General features: G+C 46.6%; 18 protein-coding genes. 12 read left to right on the forward strand and 6 right to left on the reverse strand.

Annotation, left to right across the window (positions count from 1 at the left end; translation table 11 throughout):
• The first annotated feature begins 71 nt into the window (after positions 1–71).
• The 5 genes from ABDW33_RS12220 to ABDW33_RS12240 all read left to right on the forward strand — a co-directional run bounded on the left by ABDW33_RS12220 (position 72) and on the right by ABDW33_RS12240 (position 5,397).
• Positions 72–1,187: a Re/Si-specific NAD(P)(+) transhydrogenase subunit alpha gene (locus ABDW33_RS12220; protein ID WP_343690348.1), complete on the forward strand. Its 1,116-nt coding sequence runs from the start codon at positions 72–74 to the stop codon at positions 1,185–1,187.
• A gap of 7 nt (positions 1,188–1,194) precedes the next feature.
• Positions 1,195–1,506 carry an NAD(P) transhydrogenase subunit alpha gene (locus ABDW33_RS12225; protein ID WP_343690349.1) on the forward strand — a complete coding sequence of 104 codons (312 nt, stop codon included), beginning with the start codon at positions 1,195–1,197 and terminating at the stop codon, positions 1,504–1,506.
• 3 nt (positions 1,507–1,509) lie between these two features.
• Positions 1,510–2,886 (forward strand): NAD(P)(+) transhydrogenase (Re/Si-specific) subunit beta, encoded by a 1,377-nt coding sequence (locus ABDW33_RS12230; RefSeq protein WP_343690350.1) that lies wholly within the window; start codon positions 1,510–1,512, stop codon positions 2,884–2,886.
• 78 nt (positions 2,887–2,964) lie between these two features.
• On the forward strand, positions 2,965–4,347 hold the full coding sequence (locus ABDW33_RS12235; protein ID WP_343690351.1) for an RNA methyltransferase: 1,383 nt from the start codon (positions 2,965–2,967) through the stop codon (positions 4,345–4,347).
• A 69-nt stretch (positions 4,348–4,416) separates the two neighbouring features.
• Entirely contained in the window at positions 4,417–5,397 is a 981-nt protein-coding gene (locus tag ABDW33_RS12240) for a LysM peptidoglycan-binding domain-containing protein (RefSeq protein WP_343690352.1), read from the forward strand.
• A 52-nt stretch (positions 5,398–5,449) separates the two neighbouring features.
• On the opposite strand, the gene ABDW33_RS12245 is transcribed toward ABDW33_RS12240, so the two are convergent.
• On the reverse strand, positions 5,450–6,553 hold the full coding sequence (locus ABDW33_RS12245; protein ID WP_343690353.1) for a hypothetical protein: 1,104 nt from the start codon (positions 6,551–6,553) through the stop codon (positions 5,450–5,452).
• A gap of 256 nt (positions 6,554–6,809) precedes the next feature.
• Here ABDW33_RS12245 and ABDW33_RS12250 point away from each other — a divergent pair, with 256 nt between their 5' ends.
• A complete protein-coding gene (locus tag ABDW33_RS12250; RefSeq protein WP_343690354.1) occupies positions 6,810–9,131 on the forward strand; it encodes a TonB-dependent receptor in 2,322 nt (773 codons plus the stop codon).
• A 19-nt stretch (positions 9,132–9,150) separates the two neighbouring features.
• Here the strand turns inward: ABDW33_RS12250 and fmt are convergent, their stop codons facing one another.
• Entirely contained in the window at positions 9,151–10,083 is a 933-nt protein-coding gene (gene fmt / locus ABDW33_RS12255) for a methionyl-tRNA formyltransferase (RefSeq protein WP_343690355.1), read from the reverse strand.
• Complete coding sequence (locus tag ABDW33_RS12260; protein ID WP_343690356.1) at positions 10,073–11,236, reverse strand: DUF1343 domain-containing protein; 1,164 nt, start codon at positions 11,234–11,236, stop codon at positions 10,073–10,075. Before ABDW33_RS12260 ends, fmt begins: the two co-directional genes overlap by 11 nt.
• Positions 11,237–11,370: 134 nt before the next feature.
• Here ABDW33_RS12260 and ABDW33_RS12265 point away from each other — a divergent pair, with 134 nt between their 5' ends.
• A complete protein-coding gene (locus tag ABDW33_RS12265; RefSeq protein WP_343690357.1) occupies positions 11,371–11,799 on the forward strand; it encodes a peptidylprolyl isomerase in 429 nt (142 codons plus the stop codon).
• A 170-nt stretch (positions 11,800–11,969) separates the two neighbouring features.
• Here ABDW33_RS12265 and ABDW33_RS12270 read toward each other — a convergent pair whose 3' ends face one another.
• Complete coding sequence (locus ABDW33_RS12270; protein ID WP_343690358.1) at positions 11,970–12,185, reverse strand: cysteine-rich CWC family protein; 216 nt, start codon at positions 12,183–12,185, stop codon at positions 11,970–11,972.
• Between the two features lie 70 nt (positions 12,186–12,255).
• Positions 12,256–14,550 (reverse strand): 5-methyltetrahydropteroyltriglutamate--homocysteine S-methyltransferase, encoded by a 2,295-nt coding sequence (metE, locus tag ABDW33_RS12275; RefSeq protein WP_343690359.1) that lies wholly within the window; start codon positions 14,548–14,550, stop codon positions 12,256–12,258.
• A gap of 224 nt (positions 14,551–14,774) precedes the next feature.
• Between metE and pepT the strand changes: the two genes are divergently transcribed.
• The 3 genes from pepT (at position 14,775) to ABDW33_RS12290 (ending at position 17,397) form a co-directional block, all read left to right on the forward strand.
• Entirely contained in the window at positions 14,775–16,019 is a 1,245-nt protein-coding gene (pepT, locus tag ABDW33_RS12280; protein ID WP_343690360.1) for a peptidase T, read from the forward strand.
• A gap of 236 nt (positions 16,020–16,255) precedes the next feature.
• Positions 16,256–16,972 carry a MotA/TolQ/ExbB proton channel family protein gene (locus ABDW33_RS12285; RefSeq protein WP_343690361.1) on the forward strand — a complete coding sequence of 239 codons (717 nt, stop codon included), beginning with the start codon at positions 16,256–16,258 and terminating at the stop codon, positions 16,970–16,972.
• Positions 16,973–16,980: 8 nt separating this feature from the next.
• Positions 16,981–17,397 (forward strand): biopolymer transporter ExbD, encoded by a 417-nt coding sequence (locus ABDW33_RS12290; protein ID WP_343690362.1) that lies wholly within the window; start codon positions 16,981–16,983, stop codon positions 17,395–17,397.
• Positions 17,398–17,628: 231 nt separating this feature from the next.
• Here ABDW33_RS12290 and prmC read toward each other — a convergent pair whose 3' ends face one another.
• The gene (gene prmC, locus ABDW33_RS12295) at positions 17,629–18,486 is read right to left on the reverse strand and encodes a peptide chain release factor N(5)-glutamine methyltransferase (RefSeq protein WP_343690363.1); all 858 of its coding nucleotides are present in this window, start codon (positions 18,484–18,486) and stop codon (positions 17,629–17,631) included.
• A 74-nt stretch (positions 18,487–18,560) separates the two neighbouring features.
• Between prmC and ABDW33_RS12300 the strand changes: the two genes are divergently transcribed.
• Complete coding sequence (locus tag ABDW33_RS12300; RefSeq protein WP_343690364.1) at positions 18,561–18,833, forward strand: hypothetical protein; 273 nt, start codon at positions 18,561–18,563, stop codon at positions 18,831–18,833.
• Complete coding sequence (gene ribD / locus ABDW33_RS12305) at positions 18,788–19,753, forward strand: bifunctional diaminohydroxyphosphoribosylaminopyrimidine deaminase/5-amino-6-(5-phosphoribosylamino)uracil reductase RibD (protein ID WP_343690365.1); 966 nt, start codon at positions 18,788–18,790, stop codon at positions 19,751–19,753. The genes ABDW33_RS12300 and ribD overlap by 46 nt, the downstream gene beginning before the upstream one ends.

Consider the following 19,753-nt stretch of genomic DNA (forward strand, 5'->3'; position numbering starts at 1 on the left):
AATGTACCCCTGGAAATGCATTTTTTTTATGGCCAAAAAGAACCGTATATTCAGTACATAAATTCCACTGAATGATCATAGGGGTTCTAAAAGAACAGCTACCGGAAAAAAGGGTTTCTTTAGTACCGGACATAGTAAGGCAGCTGGAAAAACAGGGCGTAACTGTTTGGGTAGAACCAGGTGCGGGCGCAGCCGCTTTTTATGCCGATGATACTTATATACAGGCAGGGGCCACTGTCAGGCCCAGGGCTGAGATCCTGCAACACGCAGACCTGGTATGCAGCATACAGATTCCGGACGATTGGCAGTTACTCCGGGCCGGCACCATCTTAGCCGGTGTTTATCAACCATTACATCACCACGAATTAATGCAACAGTGGGCGCTCCACCCGCTTACCACTTACAGTCTTGACAACATCCCCAGAACTACACGCGCTCAATCCATGGATGTACTCAGCTCCCAGGCCAATATAGCCGGTTATAAGGCCGTACTGGTGGCAGCAGTCTCGTATGGCCGCTATTTTCCCATGTTCATGACCGCAGCAGGTAGTATTGCACCCGCCAAAGTGTTGATCCTTGGTGCAGGTGTTGCTGGCCTGCAGGCGATTGCCACTGCCCGCAGATTAGGCGGCGTCGTAGAAGTATTTGATACCCGGCCTGTAGTGAAAGAAGAAGTGATGAGCCTCGGTGCTAAATTCATTTCCGTAGAAGGGGCCGCAGATGCCTCTCATGCGGGTGGATATGCAGTGGAACAATCCGCCGGTTACAAACAACAACAGGAAGTGCTGATCGCTGCCAGTATTGCCAAAGCAGATATCGTGATCACAACTGCACAGATCCCGGGAAAACGTGCACCACTACTGGTCACAGCACCCATGATCGACAGTATGCGACCGGGAAGCGTGATCGTAGACCTGGCTGCGGGTACAGGCGGGAATACGGTCTTTACCAAAGATCAGCAAACAGTATTGCACAATGGCATTACAATCATAGGTGACTCCAATCTTCCGGCCAGCATGCCTGCCGATGCCAGTAAACTGTATGCTAAGAATATATTCAACTTCCTGCAACTCCTGATCAAAGATGGTCAGTTAGTCAACAACCTCCAGGACGATATCATCAAAGGCGCCTGCATCACACACCAGGGAACAGTGATCAGTGAACGACTGCAGGCTGTATTAAAATAAGCGCACAATGGACATACTATCGTTTTTCGAACAACATATGGAGATGACCTATGTAGTGATCCTCTCCGTTTTCCTGGGTATAGAAGTCATTTCCCGGGTGCCATCCGTATTGCATACACCACTGATGAGTGGTGCGAATGCCATTCATGGAGTGGTCATCATCGGTGCGATCATCGTGATGGGAGAGGCGGAGAAAGATAATTATCTCGCACTGGTACTGGGTTTCCTGGCTGTCATACTAGGAACACTGAATGTAGTGGGTGGTTTTGTGGTGACAGACCGCATGCTGGAAATGTTCAAGTCAAAGAAAAATAAATAACCCATGTTATCATTGATCTACCTGATTGGCTCTGTTACATTTATTATTGGCCTGAAAATGTTAAGCCATCCTGCTACTGCCCGCAAAGGTAACCTGATAGCGGCTGGCGGGATGACGATCGCCATACTGGGAACAATATTTCTGTATACACGTAATGGTGAGCACCTGCACAATTTCTGGTGGATAGCAGGCGGATTATTGACAGGAGGAGCCATGGGATGGGTATCTGCAAAGAAGGTGAAAATGACCGCCATGCCGGAGATGGTGAGTTTGTTCAATGGAATGGGAGGTGCCTGTGCTGCATTGATATCAATAGTAGAGTTTGGACATGTGGGGGCTGAAACGGCAGGTCTGCATTTATTGGTAATTTTTGCCGGATTGATCATCGGCAGCGTCTCTTTTGCGGGTTCTGTTATCGCCTGGGGAAAACTGAACGGAAAGATCAGGGATATTGCCTTTAAAGGGCAGCATATTTTCAATATACTGTTACTGGTCGTGATTGTCGCCCTTACGACATTTGTAGTAAGTATGCAGGTAGCAGAACTACGCTTATGCGTCGCAGCAGTACTGGTATTGTCGCTGTTCTACGGCGTATTTTTTGTATTGCCCATCGGAGGTGCAGATATGCCGGTGGTGATCTCTCTCCTGAATTCTTTTACCGGTGTGGCAGCCGCTTGCGGAGGATTCTTATATGATAACCCGGTGATGCTGACCGGCGGTATCTTAGTAGGATCTGCCGGTACCATACTGACCATATTGATGTGTAAAGCCATGAACCGTTCACTGAAAAATGTACTGATCGGCAGCTTCGGTGGCGGCCCCACAGCAAGTAGCAACCGGGAACAGGGGGCTTACCGGGAGATCGGTTTATCAGACGCCGCGGTGGTATTAGCCTATGCTCACAAAGTGATGATCGTACCCGGGTATGGATTGGCGGTGGCGCAGGCTCAACATGCCTGTCATGAACTGGAAGTATTACTGGAAGGCAAAGGCGTAGAAGTAAAATATGCCATCCACCCGGTAGCAGGCAGAATGCCCGGGCATATGAATGTGTTGCTCGCAGAAGCAGATGTTCCTTACGAGAAACTGCTGGAAATGGAACAGGCCAATCCGCAATTCAGCACAACCGATGTGGTATTGGTGCTGGGTGCCAACGATGTAGTAAATCCTGCTGCGAAAAGTGATCCTGCTTCCCCTATATACGGGATGCCTATACTGGAAGTAGAAGCTGCCAAAACGGTGATCGTTAACAAAAGAAGTATGAAGCCCGGCTACGCGGGTATTGAGAATGACCTGTTTTTCAGACCTAAGACCGCCATGTTGTTCGGAGACGCCAAAGCTGTGATGCAGCAATTGATCGCTGAGATCGCGCAGGTATAACTTACACCGCTTCCTCCCATTCAAATTTAACTAAGCCTATCATACCTTTATTTTCAGTATTTTGCCGCAAAAAGCGGGTTGGAGCTTCCTAAAAAATTTACTGATAGTTTGGTTTCGCTGCCTGAAATGGATTTGGCAGCTTTTTTGCGTGTACATGCGGCGGGAGAAAAGGTAACTTCGCTGCGTATCAATCCGAACAAGATAAAAGAGAGAGACACGACAGAAAAAATACTGGGAGAACTGGCTGCCAATGGCTATAGCAGGGTCCCATGGACGACTGACGGGTATTATCTGGCTGAGAGGCCGTCTTTTACATTTGATCCATATTTTCACGCAGGGGCCTACTATGTACAGGAGGCTTCTTCCATGTTCCTTGAACAGGTATTAAGGCAGGCTGTTGACCTGACCGCTCCCCTCAAAGTGCTGGACCTTTGTGCAGCACCGGGTGGTAAGTCAACCTTGTTGCAATCCCTGATCAGCCCGGAGAGCCTGTTGGTATCCAATGAGGTGATCAAAACAAGGGCGGCCCTGCTGGGAGACAATATTTCCAAATGGGGAGCTGCCAATGTGGTAGTGACCAACAATGATCCGAGAGACTTTAGCCGGTTGCCGGGTTTCTTTGATGTGATGGTGGTAGATGCTCCTTGTTCAGGTTCGGGTCTGTTTCGCAGAGAACCTGAGGCCATCAGCGAATGGTCGGTAGAGAATGTGATGCTGTGTAGTCAGCGGCAACAGCGAATCCTGGCCGATGCATTGCCGGCACTGAAAGAAGGAGGCATACTGATCTACGCCACCTGTTCTTATAGCAGGGAAGAAGATGAGGAGATCATGGACTGGTTAACGGCTAACTTCGACCTGGAAAATATACCCGTGCCTTTGCAGGCAGACTGGCACATCGTCAAAACCGCAGCAGAAGGATATCGTTTTTATCCTGACAAAGTAAAGGGAGAAGGATTTTTTATCACTTGCTTCCGCCGGAAATCAGGAGAAGAATATAGCGCTAAGAAACAACGTGATACACTCATAGCAGTCACCAAAAAAGACAGGGAAAAGGTCACGCCGTGGTTGCAAAACAGCGACGGACTCTATATGATGGAGCATCAGGGAGAGGTACTATTATTCCCTGAAATGATGCAGGGGGCTGTCTCGGTATTGCAGCAGCACTTATATTTGCGGAAAGCGGGTGTCAGGGCCGGCCAGCTGGCTGCCAAAGAACTGATACCAGATCACCAGCTGGCAATGAGTCCACTGGTGGCAGCACATGTGCAACAGGTAGCATTGACCCGTGAACAGGCATTGAGGTACCTGAGAAAAGAAGATCCCGATGTGGCTGTTTCGCTAAAAGGATGGGCATTAATGCAATATGGTGGAATGTCGCTGGGCTGGGCTAAGGTACTGCCAAACCGTATCAATAATTATTATCCGAAGGAACTCCGTATTCTGAAAGAAATCCAGGGTTGAAACACCGCATAGGTATCAAACCGTAAAATATTTATAAATTAGTTGCCCGAAAGGTATAAACAGCGAAGTATGGTAAAATCGTTCATGACATTAGCGGTACTTGTATTATCAGTAGCAGGCGCATACGCACAGGATATCATCCAGGTGCAGGGGAGTAGTCCGGACCTGTATGTAATGCATACCGTGAAAAAAGGGGAAACGTTATATAGCCTGGGCAGGACATTTAGTCTGCCTATCAAGGATATAGCTGCAGAGAATAACATTTCTGCAGATAAAGGGCTGCAGCTGGGACAGAATATCAAGATCCCGCTGAATGCAGCGAACTTTTCACAAAAGGCAGATGCGGCTGCAGGTGGTGCCCCCCTGTATCATAAAGTAGAGGCATCAGAAACACTCTATCGCCTGAGCCTCAATCATAACAAGGTACCACTGGATAATATCCGTCGTTGGAATAACATGACAGGTGATGGATTGAAGAAAGATACCTACGTGATCATCGGGTATCTGAAAGGTGGTAGCGGCGCCGTAGCTCATACGCCAACACCGGCACCTGCAAACACACCGGCACCAGCGCCGGTAAACAATACGCCGGCTCCGGTGAACAACACACCGGCCCCTGCTCCGGCACCGGTAAGTAACAACAACCCGGCTCCTCCTGTTGACAATACACCAGCTCCGGCTAACAATACACCAGCACCTGCGGAAAATACGCCAAAACCGGTTACAACTGGTAGTGCTACATTTGAATCGCTGTATATGCAGCAGACCAGCAATGGTAAGAATGCAACAACAGAGAAAGGGCCTGGTGGATGGTTCAAGAGTAACGCAGCTGCAGGTAAATATTATGCTTTGCATAACACCGCGCAGCGAGGTACGATCATCAAGGTTACCAATCCGCTGAATGGTAAATTCATCTATGCAAAAGTGTTGGAAACTATTCCGCAGATCAAGGGCAATGCAGGATTGATTATCAAGCTGAGTGATTCAGCACTGGAAGCATTGGGTACCAATGATCCGAAGTTCTATTGCGAATTAAGCTACGAGAACTAAGCACATAATTTTATACAAAAAAAGGCGGCTCACCTACGTGAGCCGCCTTTTTTTATTCGTCTTCTAACTTCGACATATTCAACGTCATCGTGGCCGAAAATTCTAACCCTGTTGTCGTTATCGCTTTCACCGTCAACTTATAACTTCCCTCCGCCAATGTCGTATTCTTCTTCACCGTAATCGCTCCTGTCTTTTCATTCAGTACAAACAACCCGTCGTTGTTGTCAAATGCTTTTCCATCCTTCTCAATACCAGTGATACTAAAACCGGATGTATAATTCGCCGGATACAATGTAGGCGCCGCAGATACATATGCATTTCCTAATGCGATATATACCTGGTTTGTTAACACGGTCAGATCATATTCGGGATAATAAGTGCCGTAAAAGAACTTTATCTGCGGAATAAAAGTAACCCGGAACTTTACAGCTGCCACATCAAAACCATCCTTTCTCAGCGTAGACACAAGATTATACGCCTGCTCCGTCTTCTTATCAGGATTACCCGCGCCTTTCTTAAACTCAATTTGATTACCACGCAACGTCACTACATTTGAAACGCCCGTGCTATCCAGGTTCCAGGACGTGCCGTCTAATGAAAGCCCATTTGCCGCCAGCTCAAAAGTCACGGCTGCATCACCGTACAGTACATAAGCATACGACAGATCACCGGTATTGTTCATTCCTTTAACGCTTAATTGCGCTGCAGTTACAGTCATCGCAATTGTCTGCCGCCCGGTGATGGTCTTCGCCGTATTACCTACAACGATCGTCACCTTATAGCTGTCCGGCAACTTCTTCCCCGTACTGGCAGATACCGCACCGTTAGGATACATCAATGCACTATTCACATGTATCTTTCCCTGTTGTTTGTCTACCGTAATCGCTTTCGCTAACTGATCATACAGTTGGCTATTCGTGCTGATCTGAATATTTTCATTCTCAGTAAATGCCAGTGTAAAGTTTACATCGCTTTGAGAAAGCAACTCCGCCGGTATATCCAGGTCCTTTTCCTCCCCATAGGTCAATGAAAGTGTAGTGGGCATATTGATCGCTACTTCCTTTGCCGGCTTTTGCTCCTCCTTCTTACAGGATGAAAAAATAGTCAACAGTACCCCGCCTGAAATGACTAAAAGTTTGGTGTAAATGCTACGCATAACTATCAGAATATTTTCGGCGAAAGTAGACGAATATTTTATAATTGCAACTTTATTGCATTTAATGTAAGTGAACTTATTATCTTCTTATTGGAATTATCTGTATGTAATTCAATGTTTTATAAATTAAAAACAACCATTTAAAAAATAATATATGCAACACTGTTGCTAATGAATGGCTGATTTATATCTTTGCAACGCCGATGCGAATATCAAATTCTCAGAAATAATGCTGCTAAAAAAGTCTGCTGCCTGTATGCTAACTGTAACACTCCTGTTCATGGGTGCTCATGCATTTGCACAGCTACATCACACACCCGATACATTGAAGAAAGTAGACCTTTCCGAAGTCACCATATCCGCCAGGACAAATACCAATAATCAAAATGCACAAACAATCAGCGGCAAAGACCTGGAACTATTTCAGTCTTCTACACTGGGACAAACATTAAGTCATATTGCCGGTGTACAAAACTCCTACTTTGGCCCTAATGCTGGTGCACCGGTTATCAGGAGCCTGAGTGGCAATCGCGTACGTACGCTGTCAAACGGCCTCGCAGTCAATGATCTTTCAGGTATCAGTCCCGGTCTGAATGTAATGGCAGACATGGATAACCTGCTGGGCATAGATGTTTACAAAACAGGCGCCAGTATTCTATATGGCGGCAAAGCTATTGGTGGCGCAGTGAACCTGAAGGACAACACTATTCCCACATCGCGCGTTTCAAAAGAACTGACCGGATTCACAACAGCAGAGGGAACCACCAACAATGGCTATAAACAAGCCTTTGATCTCAATGGGAACATTGCCAGACATTGGTCCTGGCACCTGGGTGCAATGAATCACCGGAACAAAAACATTCGTATTCCCGGCAATACCAAGGCCTCCATTGCCTACGATCCTGCCATCGACGACCTCACCCAAACTATGGCACAGGTAAGGGTTGACAAAGAGATCGTCAGAAACCTGAGCGTCTATCCCTACATCAGCCAGTTTGTACTCGATAATATGAACAATCCTGCATGGGGGCTCAGTGAAGCCGATCTCTATACCTTCCAGTCCACCTCCGTCATTGACGGACAAACTGTACAAAATCCGAAGAATGATAAATACATTCCCGGACAGGATCCTAATACGCCACTATCCACCACAATTGTAAAAGGCATTTATGATGATGGCCCTGTGAAAAAAGGCGTCATTCCTAACAGTCACTCCGAAGGCCGCTCCATCAACGCAGGTGTCGGTTACATAACCGATCAGGGTTATGCAGGCATCGGCTATCGTAGTATTGAAAGCGACTATGGTATTCCCGGTTTTGCATGGTATAAAACAGGCTATTTGCCGATCAATATCAGATCGCAGTCAAACAGCTTCCTGATGGAATCAGGCATACATACACCCTTACCCGGTATAGCATCCCTGCGCCTCAACTACCTATTGCAACTGGCTGATGACGAAGAATTATCCGGTAGCCATGAATCAAACAGGTTTATCACCCATCGCCATGTAGCAAGACTCGAACTGGAACAACAACCATTAAAGTACTTAACAGGTATCAGTGGTATTGATTTCTCTGCTGTCAACATAAAAGGGAGAGGAGAACAACGATATTTGCCGGACAATAAAAGTCGTGATTACGGTGCCTTTACCCTGCAACACATCACGATCCTCCACCAGTTACATGCAGATGCAGGCTACCGCCACGATATTTCGCTACGCCGCGCAATACCCGGTAACGGCTATCAACCCGGCCGCGGATTAGCTGGCGGAAAATTATCTCCCCGCGATTTTCATTTAAATCATTTTAATAGTGCCTTGCAATGGGATGTGTGTAAAACAGGTTACCTGAAAACTGCCTATGTACATGCAGAACGTGCCCCTGATGTCAATGAGTTATATGCAGGTAATGATCATTATGCCATCATGCTGGAAGAAAACGGCGATGACCATTTAAAAAAAGAAGTAGCGACAACTATTGAACTGAGCACTGGTATGGCCTATCATGGCTTGCATGTCTCACTCACCCGCTACCAGACTGTTTTCAATAATTATATGTATCTCGCACATACAGGTATTGCACGCTCCCGTGGTTTTGTTGTAAAAGAATGGCGACAGTCAGCTACTAAAGTACAGGGCTGGGAAGCAACACTTGGGTATACATCAAATATCAGGAACAAAGGCACCTGGGAGTTGTCTTCATTCTTTGACCTGGTAAAGAATATCAACATTTCTAACGACCCTTTAAGACAGTGGGCAGAAGGCGATTACATGCCTGATATGCCAACCAGCAGGTATAATATTACAGGTAAGATTAAGTACCAGCAAATGGAAATAAGTGTATTGTTTGATCGCTACCTGGAGCAGAAATATTTAGGTAAGAATATTAATCCTGAACCACCTATGCCGGCTTATTCCATGTTGGGAAGCCGCATCTCTTACAAAAGAAAAATGGTGGAATATTATGTGAGTGGGAACAATCTGTTGAATGTGGAAGCACGCCCGCAAAATTCATTGCTGAAATACCTGGCACCGTTGCCGGGTCGTAATATAGCCCTGGGCATCAAAGTGATCATTTGATACCCAGGGCAAAAAGTAATTAATTCGCTCTGAATCCTCTCAGGAATGCGTCAATATCCATTCTCTTCTTGCCTTCCAGCTGGAGATCCAGCAAGCTCAGATACCCGTCACTCGCCGCTATCTTCAGATAGCTTTTCCCATCTGTTACAAATTCGCCGGGTGCTACTGACGGTGGCACAACTTCCTTCGCCGCTCTGAAGATCTTCACACTCTTTCCCTGCAAATATGACCAGGCAGTAGGGTATGGGCTCAATCCCCTCACCAGGTTATAGATATGATGGATACTATCTTCCCACCTGATCTGGCAATCTTCTTTGAAGATCTTGGGTGCGTGCCTGATATCTTCCGCTTTCATCTGTGCCTGTGGAATTTCATGTACGTCGCCGTTTGCAATAGCCGTTACCGTTTTAAGCAATAACTCAGCTCCCGTCGCCATCAATGCATCATGCAATTCCCCGGCAGTTTCATCATCGCGGATAGGTACCGCCTGGCTAAACATCACATCACCTGTATCTATTTCATGCTGCAACTTGAAAGTCGTTACACCCGATTCTTTTTCTCCATTGATAATTGCCCAGTTGATCGGTGCGGCACCTCTGTAATTAGGTAGCAAAGATCCGTGTACGTTGATAGTACCGAGTCTCGGCATATCCCACACCACCACTGGTAGCATACGGAAGGCTACCACCACCTGCAGGTCAGCTTTCAAAGCGCGCAGCTCTTCCAGAAACGCAGGATTCTTTAGTTTCTCCGGCTGCATTACATGCAATCCTTTACTCACTGCATACTTTTTTACTGCACTTTCCTGCAACTGCAAACCACGGCCTGCCGGCTTATCTGGTGCCGTGATCACACCTACTACATTAAATCCATTCTGTACCAGGATATCCAGTGATGCCACTGCAAAATCCGGTGTACCCATAAATACGATCCTAAGAGAATCACTCTGCATATAGTAAATATTTCTTCCTGATAGTTTTAAAATTTTTCAAAGCCGGTTCCCAGCTCTGACGGATAGCAGCTTCGCTCATACCCTGTTTAATTTGCTGCTGCAAGGTAGTATTCCCTGCCAACCTGTTAAAACTGCCGATGAAGAATTTATCCTTATTCGGGAACAATTTGTAAGCCTGTATGAGCCATTTGAGCTGTACCTGGTTGTTCATCTTCGCCCGGCTCTCCTCCGGGGTGCCGGTCAGGTTGTAGCCGTAGCAAGTTACATCTTTCAGCGGAGGTTCTTTTGCACCTTCCGTACTACGTGGTGTAAAAGAGTAGAGGTTCTTTGGATACTCAGGGCTGCCAAATACCTGGAAAGGCAGATCTGTGCCACGACCCAGACTCAATGCAGTTCCTTCAAAGAGGCACATACTGGGATACAGGTAGATAGACGCCATGTTTGGCAGATTGGGAGATGGTTTCACCGGCAACTGGTAATACGTGTGGTGATCATATCGCTTACAGGTGATCACGGTAAGTTTACATTGTACGCCGTTCTTTAACCATTTCTCTCCATTCAGTAATTGTGCATATTCACCGACGGTCATGCCATGTACAATCGGGATGGGTTGCATGCCGACAAAGGAGCGAACAGCCGTGTCCAATACAGGTCCGTCTACGTAATGGCCATTTGGATTGGGCCTGTCGAGAATAATGAGTGGTTTATTGTTTTCAGCAGCAGATTCCATGAGTTCCTGCAGGGAGGAGATGTAGGTATAAAAACGGCAGCCCACGTCTTGAATATCGAAGATGAGGATGTCTACATCTTTCAGATCATTGGCATCGGCCTTCCGATGCTTACCGTACAGCGATACAATGGTGAGGCCGGTAGCGGCGTCCTTGCTGTTGCCTACCTTTTCACCGGCGTCAGCCTTGCCCCTGAAACCATGTTCCGGGCTGAAGATCTTTTGAATATTCACCTTGAGTTTCAATAATGAATCTACCAGGTGGGTATGGCCGATAGTAGCTGTCTGATTGACCAGCAGGGCAACTCTTTTGCCTTTGAGCAGGGGGAGATAGTCAGCTGTCCGGTCTGCCCCGGTGATCACCTGTGCCCTGGCAGACAGCAGGAGGGAGGCTGAAATAACGAAGGAAAGAAGGAATTTATACATAGGATCAAAAATAGTAAAATTTAAAAGCTAATTTTCCTATAGTGCAGACAGAATGCGCCCAAACACTTGGCACTTTCATCATTTTTCTTACCTTGCAGGTAATAAATTTCCTAAACACTTAACAAATTATTTTTATGCAAGCAGTTAAAAACGGAGATAAGGTGCGCGTGCATTATCATGGCCGTCTGACTAACGGAACTACATTTGATTCTTCCGAAGGCAGAGACCCGCTGGAATTTGAGGTTGGCGCCGGTATGGTTATTAAAGGCTTCGATAACGGTGTGATGGATATGAAAGTAGGCGAAAAGAAGACTTTGAATATTCCTGTGGAAGAAGCCTACGGTCCTAAAAACGATGAACTGATCATGGATTTTCCTAAAGAGAATATACCCGCTGATTTAAATCCTCAGGTAGGTATGGAACTGCAGATGAGCAATCCGCAGGGTCAGGTATTTCCTGTGAAGGTAGCTGCTATCAGCAGCGAATTCATCACCCTGGATGCAAACCATCCATTGGCTGGTGAGCCTTTGATCTTTGATATTGAATTAGTAGAGATCGTATAATCAAGGATATCGCATTTAAAAAGGGTGTTTGCCACTGGCAAACACCCTTTTTTTATATAATCTACATCATGTTATGTCATGCAGCAGCCAATCATAATATGCAATAGAAACAGGTATCAGCAGCTTTTCATCACTGATCGTTGAAAATGTACATATAGGTGGCACAATGATTATTGGCGCTTCGAATGTGGTATGGCCGATTTGTATTTTTCTTTCATCTCCTCCATGCATGCGGCACAAAGACAGCCTGCATAATTGTCTGCAATATATAACCGCTCTTCGGCCGTTAGCTGTACTGTTTGGCATTGGCAACGAAGAATAGAGCCGACCCGGCATTCGAATGTTTTTTTGCAGCGTGGACAACTGACTGTTTCATGTTCTGCCATGTTACAAAGATACGGAAATACCACTCGTACGATTTTAGTGAACAGCGGAACTGTTCACAGGAACCGGCGATCAGGCTGGCTGGGCAACAGCTACGCGCAGCAGCGCTGCTGCCGTCACCATATTTCTCAGCGCCTGCTCCGTTTCCGGCCATTTCCGCGTCTTTAGCCCGCAATCCGGATTTACCCATATATTCCTCGCAGGCAATAACTGTACTGCCTTTTCCAGCAATACCTTCATCTCTTCTACTGTGGGTACTCTTGGCGAATGTATGTCATACACGCCCGGCCCTATTTCATAGGGATACCTGAATGTTGAAAACACCTCCAGTAATTCCATCTGTGACCGCGAAGTCTCAATCGTAATTACATCTGCATCCATCGCAGCAATACTCTCCATGATATCATTGAACTCGGAGTAACACATATGGGTATGGATCTGCGTCGCGTCTTCCACCCCTGCAACCGCTACTCTGAAAGCGCGCACTGCCCACTCCAGGTATGCCGGCCAGTCTGCCCTGCGCAAGGGCAATCCTTCTCTGATGGCTGGTTCATCTACCTGTATCACCCTGATCCCCGCTTTCTCCAGATCGAGCACTTCGTCCCTGATTGCCAGCGCAATCTGTAATGCTGTATCCGCCCTCGGCTGATCATCTCTCACAAACGACCACTGCAAAATAGTCACCGGCCCGGTCAGCATTCCCTTCATTGGCTTACGTGTCAGCGATTGTGCATAACTGCTCCAGGCAACTGTCATCGGTGCCGGTCTTGATACGTCTCCATAAATCACCGGCGGTTTTACACACCGTGATCCATAACTCTGTACCCAGCCATTTTTAGTAAATACAAAACCTTCCAGCTGTTCACCAAAGTATTCCACCATATCATTCCGCTCAAATTCTCCATGCACCAGTACATCTATATGCAGGCTTTCCTGCAGCTGTACTGACTCACTAATTGCTTTGCGGATCGAAACTTCGTACGCCTCCTGCGTGATCACACCTTTCTTCACATCCGCCCTCAGCTGACGGATCTCTGCTGTTTGTGGAAATGAACCAATAGTAGTTGTCGGGAACAACGGTAATTTCAACACTGCCTCCTGCGCCTGCTGGCGGATTGCAAACGTACTCTTACGATTTGCATCACCGGCAGTCAGTGCTGCCAGACGGGCCCTGACCGCAGGGTTGTGAATAATATCAGCGGTGGCTCTATCCAACATGGCAGCTTTATTTTTATGGAGCACCTCCACATCACCCGCCAGGATCTTTTTAAGATCTGCCAGCTCGTATACCTTTTGTTTTGCAAACGCCATCCAGTTTTTAAACTGTGGCGTCAATTCTTCCAGATCCAGGTCATATGGTGCATGTAGCAGGGAACAGGAACTGGCGATCATTACATTTTGTTCACCGATTACCTGCACCGCTCTTTGAATAAGTGCCAGGCTATTTTCGTAATTATTCTTCCAGATGTTCCGGCCATTCACTACGCCCAGAGAGAGTTGCAGGTGTTTGGGAATAGTGTTTAACACGACTTCCAATTGCGCCGGTGCTCTTACCAAGTCAATATGCAGGGCCTGCACCGGTAGATTTAAAGCCAATGCTGTATTATCCTGTAACCCGCCAAAATAAGTGGTCAGCAACAATTTCACAGACGAAAGAACGGCCGCTATTTTATTGTAAGCATATTGAAACAGGGCCTGTTGCTCAGGTGTTAGATCCATCACCAGCATTGGCTCATCTATCTGGATCCAGGTAGCACCTGCCTGCTCTAAAGACTGGAGCAGTGTAATATACACCGGCAATAATCTGTCCAGCAGATCTGCTACCTGCAACTGATCGTCTTTTATCTTGCCTGACAAGAGGAAGCTCACCGGCCCGATAATCACAGGTTTCGTGTGAATGCCTAATGCCTTTGCTTCTTCAAATTCTTCCAGCGCTTTGTTGTACGTGAGCGCAAATTGTTGTGTGCTATCAAACTCGGGCACAAGGTAATGGTAGTTGGTGTCAAACCACTTTGTCATCTCCATCGCAGTCAGGTCAAATCCATTTTTCTGGTAGCCACGCGCCATGCCAAAGTATAACTCAGGACTATTACCGGCAGCCTGTGAAGCCTGTAACGGCTGGAACCGGGATGGAATGGCATTCATCATGATACACAGATCCAGTACCTGGTCATAATAAGAAAAGTCATTGGACGGAATCAGGTCAATACCTGCATCACGCAAGGTTTCCCAATTCTGCCGCCTCAATTGCCGGGCAGTCATCTGTAGTTTTTCCAGTGAAATTTTACCGGCCCAATAGGCTTCATTTGCTTTCTTTAATTCTCTGTTGCTACCAATACGCGGATAGCCGGGAACGTTGGTTTTCATGATAAATATGATTTTGAAGGTGAAAAAAACTGCACCCGGCTTATTCCGTAGTACAAAATTCTACGCAAACCTATTAATAAAGATAAAATGAACTATTATTTAATGATAATTTGGTTTAAAATTCTAATAAATAAGAAATAACTATCCATTTGTACTACAAACAGCCATGTTTCCCGTATCAAATAGTACATTTCTCTTTTCCCCATATTTCTTACGTTTGCACTATGTTCAATAATTACAAATACACCGTTACTGAGCGCTTCCTGCGCTACGTCCAGATAGACACCCAGTCAGATCCGCTGAGTAAAAGTTTTCCTTCTACAGAAAAACAGAAAGACCTTGGTCGCCTGCTCGTAAAGGAACTGCAGGAGATCGGGATCGCTGATGCTGAAATGGATGAACATGGCTATGTATTCGCCACCATCCCTGCTAATACTACTAAAGACGTTCCTGTTATTTGTTTCTGCTCACACATGGATACCAGCAGTGATTGCAGTGGTACAGGTGTAAAGCCCATTATCCACATGCAATATGACGGAGGAGATATCGAGCTGCCGGAAGATAATACGGTGATCAAAGCCGCACTTCACCCATACCTTGCTTCCAAGAAAGGGGATGACATTATCACTGCTGCCGGCAATACCTTGTTAGGTGCTGATGACAAAGCAGGCGTTGCGGAAATTATGGACGCAGCCTATTTCCTGATCACACATCCCGACATCAGGCACGGTAAGATTCGTATACTTTTCACGCCTGACGAAGAAGTGGGTCGTGGCGTGGAAAAACTGGACATGACTAAACTCGGTGCCCGGTTTGGTTACACCATGGATGGCGGTGAGCTGGGCTCACTGGAAGATGAAAGTTTCAGTGCAGATGCCGCTAAAATCGTGATCGAAGGGGTGAGTGTACACCCGGGTACTGCAAAGGATAAACTGGTGAGTGCTATCAAGATAGCGGCAGAAATAGTGGAGGCATTGCCTAAAGACAGCCTTTCACCTGAAACGACGGAAGACCGGCAGGGGTTCATTCACCCGGTGAGAGTAAGCGGTATCGTAGAACATGCCGAGATCGATTTTATTCTCCGCGACTTCGTGACGGCCAAACTCAAAGACCACGCAGCTTTCCTGCAGCATATACTGGATACGGTGATGGCGAAATATCCTGCAGCGAGTGCGAAACTCACTGTGACAGAGCAGTACCGCAACATGAAAGAAGTATTGAACCTGCATCCGGAGGTCACTGCCTATGCTGAAGAGGCCATCAGCAGGGCAGGGGTAGCGCCGCTGAAAATGATTATCCGTGGTGGAACAGATGGCTCCCGTCTTTCTTTTATGGGATTACCCTGTCCGAATATCTTTACAGGCGAAATGGCGCTGCATGGTAAGTCTGAATATGTAAGCATACAGGATATGCAAAAGGCGGTGCAGACGATTGTACACCTTGCACAGGTATGGGAGGAGAAGGCGTAGATGTGATAAATTCCTTCCAGAGAAGATTAACCAGGGCTTATTTACATCTGGCATAGAAATCGCTGATAAAGGGTTTACATAGCCAACTCATTACTAACGGAGGGGTTACACAACCTTCTTATGATAGATGGGGATAATATTTTAAGGACATATACGTTAAATGTTTACATAATATTGGTATCTTTCCCTGCTTGTTGCATTTGATGTAATACTTTTGCAAGGTTAAATTTTTATTCATGCTCTTAGGATTAGTAACATTACTCCAGGATTCCTTATTAACGCCAAAGGCCGATACAGTGGCCGCCGGCGTAAGTACCGCCGCCGCTGCCGATCAGCATATCAGGTTATTAGACCTGCTGGTGAAGGGGGGCGTCCTCATGATCCCTCTCGGGATTCTTTCCATTATCGCCGTTTTCTCCTTCGTAGAAAGGTACCTTACCATTTCCAAAGCGGGCAAACTGGAAGATAACTTTATGCCAATGATCCGTGATCATATCTCCAATGGTAATATACAGGCTGCCCGTTCTTTGTCAAAGAACACCAACAGCCCTATTGCCCGTATGATCGACAAAGGCATACAGCGTATAGGTAAGCCTATCGAGAGCATTGAAAAGTCCATGGAAAATGTAGGTAAACTGGAAATTTATAAAATGGAAAAGAACCTTGTGATCCTCTCCATTATCTCCGGTATCGCTCCTATGTTCGGGTTTCTTGGTACCATCGCCGGTATGATCCAGACCTTCTTCAACATATCTATCACCTCCGATATCACGCTTGGCACCATCGCCGGTGGTATCTATGTGAAGATGATCACTTCTGCGACGGGTCTGATTATCGGTCTGGTGGCGTATATCGGCTACAGTTTCCTGAATGCGCAGATAGACAAGACTATCAATAAAATGGAAGCTGCTTCTGCTGAGTTTATTGATATTTTACAGGAGCCAACCAGATAATCAAGCTTATGAACTTACGCAACAGAAGAAATAAAAATCACGTGGAGATGCACAGCGGTGCGCTGAATGACATCTTGTTCATTCTGCTGCTCTTCTTCCTGATCGTATCTACGCTGGCTAATCCAAACGTAATCAAGCTGACTTTGCCAAAAGCGAAGAGCAATACCAAGTCTAAACAGACCGTGGTTGTCAGCATTAATGATAAAAGGGAATTCTTTGTAGGTACCAACAAGGTGGCCTTTGGAAGTCTCAAGCAGATGCTTGCGGCATCTATTGCCCGCGATTCCAAAGAAGTAGATCCTACTATTGTGGTCAACGCGGAAAAGTCTGTACCGGTAGAAGATGTTGTATCTATCATGGAAATAGCACGTGAAATAGGCGCCAGGGTAGTACTGGCGACCAGCAAGCCGCCGGAAACAAAGTAAGGATACTTTTTACTCCCGGCAGATCTGGAGATTTTACCCGGTCAGTCTAACGACAATAAGAAGACGAAACTTAAACGGCTCCGAACTGCATCAGTTCCGGAGCCGTTCTTTTTTTGCCCATTGAGAAGTAATAAGAAATTAAGCAGCAATAAAAAAAGTTAGTTCGCATGCAGATGACAGACTGCTGTTATAAAGACCATCGTTAACAACCAGGGTTTAAAAATTAAAGTGTTAAAGTTTCACCGCTTTCACCATCCTATCCTTCCCAAACAGGTCCTGCCTTAATAGGACCGGGTGATACCCCTGCTGTTCCAGCAAACTCACCGTTTGTGGCCCATATGCCTCATTGATTTCAAAATACAGCGCCCCGCCTGCGGCCAACTTCTCCTGTGCCAGCAACCCTATTCTCCGGTAGAACCGCAAAGGATCATTATCGGGTACAAACAGCGCAATACCCGGCTCATAACTCACTACCTGCTCCTGCATACCTGCACGCTCCTGCTCACAGATATAGGGTGGATTACTTACGATAATATCAAATTCTCCCAATGCTGCCGTGGCTCCCTCATCCAACACATCCACCAGTGAAAAATTCACCGCTAATGACAGTTTTTCGGCATTTTCCTGCGCTATACCCAATGCCCCTGCACTGATATCAATCGCACTTACCTCTGCCTGGGGCAGATGTTGTTTAATCGCCAGCGGGATGGCCCCACTGCCGGTGCCTATATCCAGGACCCTTGGTTGTGTACCTGCCTTCTTCACATCTGCTATGATCCATTCTGCCAGTTCCTCCGTTTCGGGTCTGGGAATCAATACATCCGGGGTGACCCTGAGTTCCATCCCATAAAACCACGCCGTGCCCGTTACATATTGTACCGGTTCATGCCGAAGCATAGCCTGCAAGGCATTCTCAAACTGAACATGCTGATCCTCAGTCAATTCTTTATCTTTATAAACAATCCTGTCCATTTTGCCCCAGCCGGTAATATGCTCCATTAATATGTGAGCAATACTGGCAGCCTCCCGGTCGCCATGGATGGGGGTTAGGACGGAGATGATCTGTATAAATGCGGCCTGAATGGTCATAAGCGCTGGTATAAAAAAGGGAAAATCCCTGCGTAAACGATATTTTTGCAGGCAAAAGTAAAGATACAAACACTGTGAAAGATGGTCTTCCTGCAATTCAGGTTGATATTTTTGCAGGTGAAATTAAAGATGCGAATACTGTGGAGGATGATCTTCCTGTAATTCAGGATGATATTTTTGCAGGTGAAATTAAAGATACGAACACTGTGGAGGATGATCTTCCTGTTATTCAGGATGATATTTTCCCAGGCAAATTAAAGATACAAACACAATCATGGACCGCCGGAATGATGAATTTTTCATGTCACGTTGTATACAGCTGGCTACCCTGGGAGCGGGGTCTGTAGCCCCGAACCCTATGGTAGGCGCGGTGCTGGTACACGAAGGCAGGATAATCGGAGAAGGATACCATGAGGTATACGGGCAGGCCCATGCCGAGGTAAATTGTATCAATTCCGTGAAGGAAGCAGACCGCCACCTGATTCCGGCGGCCACGATCTATGTGAGCCTGGAACCCTGTGCGCATTACGGCAAAACTCCTCCCTGTGCTAACCTGATCGTAGCCGAAAAGATACCTGAAGTGGTGATCGGTTGTGTCGATACCTTCAGTGCTGTATCCGGCAAAGGCATCCGTATCCTGGAAAACGCTGGTATCACCGTGCGGACCGGTATCCTGGAAGCAGCATGCAGGGAATTGAACAGCCGGTTTTTTACTTTTCATGAACAAAAACGTCCTTACATCATATTGAAGTGGGCCCAGTGCCAGGCTGGATATATGGGAAGTGAGGATGGGCATCCTGTGCGTATTTCCAATCAATATACTGACAGGCTCGTACATCGCTGGCGCAGTGAGGAAAGTAGCATCCTCGTTGGCAGCGGTACAGCAGTAATGGATAATCCCCGGCTCAATAACAGGTTGTGGACTGGCAAAGATCCCCTGAGAATTGTGATCGACCCGCAGCAGAAGGTACCCCATACCCATCACCTGTACGATGGTAGTCAGCCGACCTTTTTCTTTAGCGGCCAGACACTGGCACAACTGATGCAGGAACTACATGAGCAACGCGTGCTCAGTGTAATTGTAGAAGGAGGTGCCGGTACCCTTCATCGCTTTATTGAAGCCGGTCTCTGGGATGAAGCACGTGTGATCAGAGGGGCGATCACGCTGCCGGGAGGATTGTCTGCACCCAGGCTTACAAATGCTAAGTTAACTGCTGAAACATCACTATTGGGCGATCATATTTTTATTTACCACAGGGAACAATAA

It is taken from the genome of Chitinophaga sp. (genome assembly GCF_039596155.1).
Taxonomy (GTDB): Bacteria; Bacteroidota; Bacteroidia; order Chitinophagales; family Chitinophagaceae; genus Chitinophaga.

Excerpts from the sequence above, each read along its gene's own strand:
- ABDW33_RS12220 (WP_343690348.1), top strand. The coding sequence starts at position 72 with ATGATCATAGGGGTTCTAAAAGAACAGCTACCGGAAAAAAGGGTTTCT.
- ABDW33_RS12225 (WP_343690349.1), top strand. The coding sequence starts at position 1,195 with ATGGACATACTATCGTTTTTCGAACAACATATGGAGATGACCTATGTA.
- ABDW33_RS12230 (WP_343690350.1), top strand. The coding sequence starts at position 1,510 with ATGTTATCATTGATCTACCTGATTGGCTCTGTTACATTTATTATTGGC.
- ABDW33_RS12240 (WP_343690352.1), top strand. The coding sequence starts at position 4,417 with ATGGTAAAATCGTTCATGACATTAGCGGTACTTGTATTATCAGTAGCA.
- ABDW33_RS12245 (WP_343690353.1), bottom strand. The coding sequence starts at position 6,553 with ATGCGTAGCATTTACACCAAACTTTTAGTCATTTCAGGCGGGGTACTG.
- ABDW33_RS12250 (WP_343690354.1), top strand. The coding sequence starts at position 6,810 with ATGCTAACTGTAACACTCCTGTTCATGGGTGCTCATGCATTTGCACAG.
- fmt (WP_343690355.1), bottom strand. The coding sequence starts at position 10,083 with ATGCAGAGTGATTCTCTTAGGATCGTATTTATGGGTACACCGGATTTT.
- ABDW33_RS12260 (WP_343690356.1), bottom strand. The coding sequence starts at position 11,236 with ATGTATAAATTCCTTCTTTCCTTCGTTATTTCAGCCTCCCTCCTGCTG.
- ABDW33_RS12265 (WP_343690357.1), top strand. The coding sequence starts at position 11,371 with ATGCAAGCAGTTAAAAACGGAGATAAGGTGCGCGTGCATTATCATGGC.
- ABDW33_RS12270 (WP_343690358.1), bottom strand. The coding sequence starts at position 12,185 with ATGGCAGAACATGAAACAGTCAGTTGTCCACGCTGCAAAAAAACATTC.
- metE (WP_343690359.1), bottom strand. The coding sequence starts at position 14,550 with ATGAAAACCAACGTTCCCGGCTATCCGCGTATTGGTAGCAACAGAGAA.
- pepT (WP_343690360.1), top strand. The coding sequence starts at position 14,775 with ATGTTCAATAATTACAAATACACCGTTACTGAGCGCTTCCTGCGCTAC.
- ABDW33_RS12285 (WP_343690361.1), top strand. The coding sequence starts at position 16,256 with ATGCTCTTAGGATTAGTAACATTACTCCAGGATTCCTTATTAACGCCA.
- ABDW33_RS12290 (WP_343690362.1), top strand. The coding sequence starts at position 16,981 with ATGAACTTACGCAACAGAAGAAATAAAAATCACGTGGAGATGCACAGC.
- prmC (WP_343690363.1), bottom strand. The coding sequence starts at position 18,486 with ATGACCATTCAGGCCGCATTTATACAGATCATCTCCGTCCTAACCCCC.
- ribD (WP_343690365.1), top strand. The coding sequence starts at position 18,788 with ATGTCACGTTGTATACAGCTGGCTACCCTGGGAGCGGGGTCTGTAGCC.